Origin of the sequence: Mesorhizobium sp. M7A.F.Ca.CA.003.01.2.1 (assembly GCF_003998945.1) — a bacterium.
GTDB classification, from domain to species: domain Bacteria; phylum Pseudomonadota; class Alphaproteobacteria; order Rhizobiales; family Rhizobiaceae; genus Mesorhizobium; species Mesorhizobium ciceri.
The window spans coordinates 1-3,592 of the sequence record NZ_RZRA01000589.1 but is presented as its reverse complement, the minus strand read 5'-3'; the positions used below and the strand labels follow the sequence as shown (position 1 = coordinate 3,592).

Annotated in this window: 3 protein-coding genes and 1 pseudogene; all 4 read left to right on the top strand. The window is 61.4% G+C overall.

The genetic code is table 11. The features are described 5' to 3' along the window. Positions 1–1,883 (top strand): Ig-like domain-containing protein (locus EN969_RS36660; RefSeq protein ID WP_127419377.1); only part of this gene is annotated, 1,883 nt, incomplete at its 5' end. A 60-nt stretch (positions 1,884–1,943) separates the two neighbouring features. After that, entirely contained in the window at positions 1,944–2,315 is a 372-nt protein-coding gene (locus tag EN969_RS21690) for a hypothetical protein (RefSeq protein ID WP_027163714.1), read from the top strand. Positions 2,316–2,347: 32 nt separating this feature from the next. Further along, positions 2,348–3,106 carry a transglycosylase SLT domain-containing protein gene (locus EN969_RS21685; protein WP_063170328.1) on the top strand — a complete coding sequence of 253 codons (759 nt, stop codon included), beginning with the start codon at positions 2,348–2,350 and terminating at the stop codon, positions 3,104–3,106. A 140-nt stretch (positions 3,107–3,246) separates the two neighbouring features. After that, positions 3,247–3,592: pseudogene (locus EN969_RS21680) on the top strand (ABC transporter substrate-binding protein); the annotation flags it as partial.

The following is a 3,592-nucleotide window of genomic DNA, read 5'->3' as shown; positions in this document are numbered from 1 at the left end:
TCACCTACCAGGCCACCGACGCCAACGGCAACACGATCACCAACACCATCACCATCGACGTCACCGACGACGTGCCGACGGCCCATGCCGACAGCGGCAATGTCAATGAAGGCGCGCTGCTGACCGTGACTGCTGCGGCCGGCGTTCTGATCAACGACGTGGCCGGGGCAGATGGTGCCACGATCGACGGCGTCCGGGCTGCGGGCGGCAACACGACAACGGCGGTGACGACCGGTGTCAACACCGACATTGCCGGCCTGCACGGCACGCTGCATCTCAACGCCGACGGCTCCTACACCTACCAGTCGACGGCCCACAGCATCAACGCGAACACCACGGACGTGTTCGTCTACACCATCAAGGATGGTGACGGCGACCTGTCGACGACGACGCTGACCATCAACCTGACGGACATCAATGACGCGCCCGTAGTCGCGAACACTCAGAACTGGATGTCGAGCGACCCGGCGCAGCAGACCTTGAGCACGCCCAGCTATCCGAATGGGTATCCGCTGCTGGTCTCCATTCCGACGGATGCGGACGGGGATAACCTCATCGTCACCGCTACGGGAACGATCCCCACCGGCACGTTCTATTTCAACGGCGTGACCTATATCGCCCTGACAGCCGGCACGGTGCTGTATAATCCGTCCGGCGGTATCAACCTGCTGGACGATCTGGTTTATCGGCCGACCGCATTGCAAACTGACACGGTCAACAACAACCTGTCGCTGGATGTCTATGACGGGCACACTCACGTTGCACAGACTGTTGGCATCCACGAAGTGCCGCCGACCAGCCTGCCCAGCGACACGTCGCAGATTGGCGATGGCAGCAGTCCGCTGACGTCGGGCAATGATCAGGTCACGACGCTTGCTCTGTCGCAAGCGACGGTAAACGCGATATTGGCGGATCCTCACAGCGCAACTGTCGTCGTCTATACCGATTTCCAAAAGACGCCGATTGATACGCCGATTGACCCTTCAGAGCGAAACCCAGGTGCGTTCGGAGATAGTAGCGCAGGGTCGCATCGTGAACAGGAGGTTCAGGTCGAGATCAGAATTGGCACCAATCACTTCGCCGCAGTAGAAGACGATTTGACCGCTGGGACCTTCGAGCAGACTTGGTTCTACGATCCGGCCACGGGTCAGATGAAGGCTACGGTCGACTACGATCACATCTTCCTTCTCGATGGCGCAGGCAATGCCACCGCTACGACGCTTGCCAGCTACTTGATCGCGCATCCGCCGGCAGCCGGAGACTCGTGGACCCTGTCCTACTTCGACAATGATGGCGGCAGTTGGCAGGCCCGCTCCGTCAATTTCTCCTTCTTCTCGCACAATCCTGGTGATCCCGGGATCTCGGTGAACGGTGACCCAACGCTGGCCGACCAGATCTATGGAACGTCCGGTATCGACCAGCTCAGCGGTAATGGCGGCAATGACGTCATCGTCGGCCGGGGCGGCAATGACTTCCTCAGCGGCGGAGCCGGCAACGACCTGCTCAGCGGCGGCGACGGCAACGACCTTCTCATAGGAGGTCTCGGCCAGGACACCCTGACCGGAGGAGCCGGCGCCGATACGTTCCGGCTTGAGAATATCGACATCAAGGACCTCATCACTGATTTCAGCGGCGTGGGAGGACATGGCGACAAGATTGACCTGACCGCCCTGTTTGACACGGCGCCTGGAGGAGCCAATATCGGTGACTTCGTGAACTACAATGCGGGGACGGGTACGCTCAGTGTCGATGCCAACGGCAGCACCGGCGGCGCCAACTTCGTCGACGTGGCAACGCTGACGAACCTGCCCGCTGCCAACACGATCACGCTGCTCTACGACGATGGCATAACCCAGCATCAGACAACCGCAAACCTGGTCTAACGGCATAGCGCACAACCATGCGATTATGTTATACGTCGCTAATATTTAGGGGAGCTAAACATGAAACGTTCTGCAAGACTGCTTGTTTCCGCTGCGACGCTGTTGCTGGCAGTCGGGTCGACGGGGTATGCCGCCGACATCATCGAAGGTCCGACAGGCGATTATTGCCGGGTCGTCGGCACGTCCAATCTGGTCTTGAACGACAACATCGTCGATCTGAAGCAGCAGGTGGTGAAGCTGATGGACGAGTCGGTCGCCGCCGCCAACAGCTCGGAGTGGATCAACTCGTCCCGGCCCGTCTTCGTCTGGGCATCGGAAGCCAAGGTCGCCTGCGGCATGGCTTACGGCTACCTGAAGACGAACTACAAGGACGAAGACACCCTCAACAAATGCGAGTGTTTTCACGATCGCATGGTCGAGTACATGCACTGACCGGATAGGCGAACCCACGCCTGTTGGCCATCATGACAGCCGCCGGATCATTCTCGAAGGCGATCGCAGGCGGGATCGCGTTCGTCGGCTTTGGCCTCACTGTCACGCTGGCCCACGCCAACTGGCTGGAACGGCCTTTTGTGGAACAACAGCAGCCGTCCAGCCTGACGCGGCCGGCACACTGTGACACTGCCACGGAGTGGACCCGGCAGGCTTTCAAGGCGTTTGCCAGTTGCCAGGCATCGATCTATGGCCTGGAGCCGATGCTGGCGCATGCGGTGATGGAGATCGAAAGCGGCTTCGATCCCGGCGTGCAAGGCGCCGATGGCGAAGTCGGCCTGATGCAGGTGATGCCGGCGACCGCCAGGATGCTCGGCTTTCGAGGTTCCCTCGACGATCTCAGCGCGCCGGCGGCCAACATCGCGCTGGGGGTCAAATATCTTGCACAGGCCAACAGGCTCGCCGCGGGTGATCTCTGCACCACCGTCATGAAGTATCGCGCCGGGCACAATGAAAGCCGGTTCTCGGCCCTTTCAGTCCGCTACTGCCAGCGTGCGCGGGCAATCCTGGCAAGGGAAGGGATCGAAGTGACCGGCCCCTTGCCGGTGGCGACATTCGGCTTTTCCGCGTTTTCGCCAGGCGGGGAGGGTGGAGCCCCTGCCCAGGGAAAGGGCGTTTGCGTGCGCCGCGTGTTCGTGCCCGGGCCGCGATACATGAAATGCGCCGACTATCGAAGTGCCGGGCAAGCAAGGCAGATCAGGGCGCTCAGAGGCAGGCTTTTCGGCGGCTAAAAGAACTACAGACGGCACTGCAAGTCCGCCGTAACATGCGTTGAAGACCAGACCGGGAACAATATCCGGCGGCACATAGGGGTGGAGCATTCATGGAAGCTGGCCGACAGGTCCACCGTCCGCGGACATGGGCAATCGCCTTGGCGCTCGCCGCGATCGTGTCGGGCTGCCAGTCGAAGGGCGGCGTGTCCGAAGTGCTCGATCCGGCGGCGGTTACCGCGCCTGCCGGGCAGAACGGCGCCGCCGGCGCCGGTCCCGTCCAGGCGACCCAGTCGATGGGCACCGGCTCGACCAAAGTCACGATGCTGCTGCCGCTGTCCGCCCCTGGAACGGCCGGGGAAAACGGCAGGAAGATGCTCGATGCGACCAAGCTGGCGATGACGGATATCGGCAACGGATTGCTGGCGCTGACGGTAGAAGACACCAAAGGCGACAGCGCACTGGCCGGCAAACTGGCGGTTACGGCCATTACGACGGGGTCTAAAG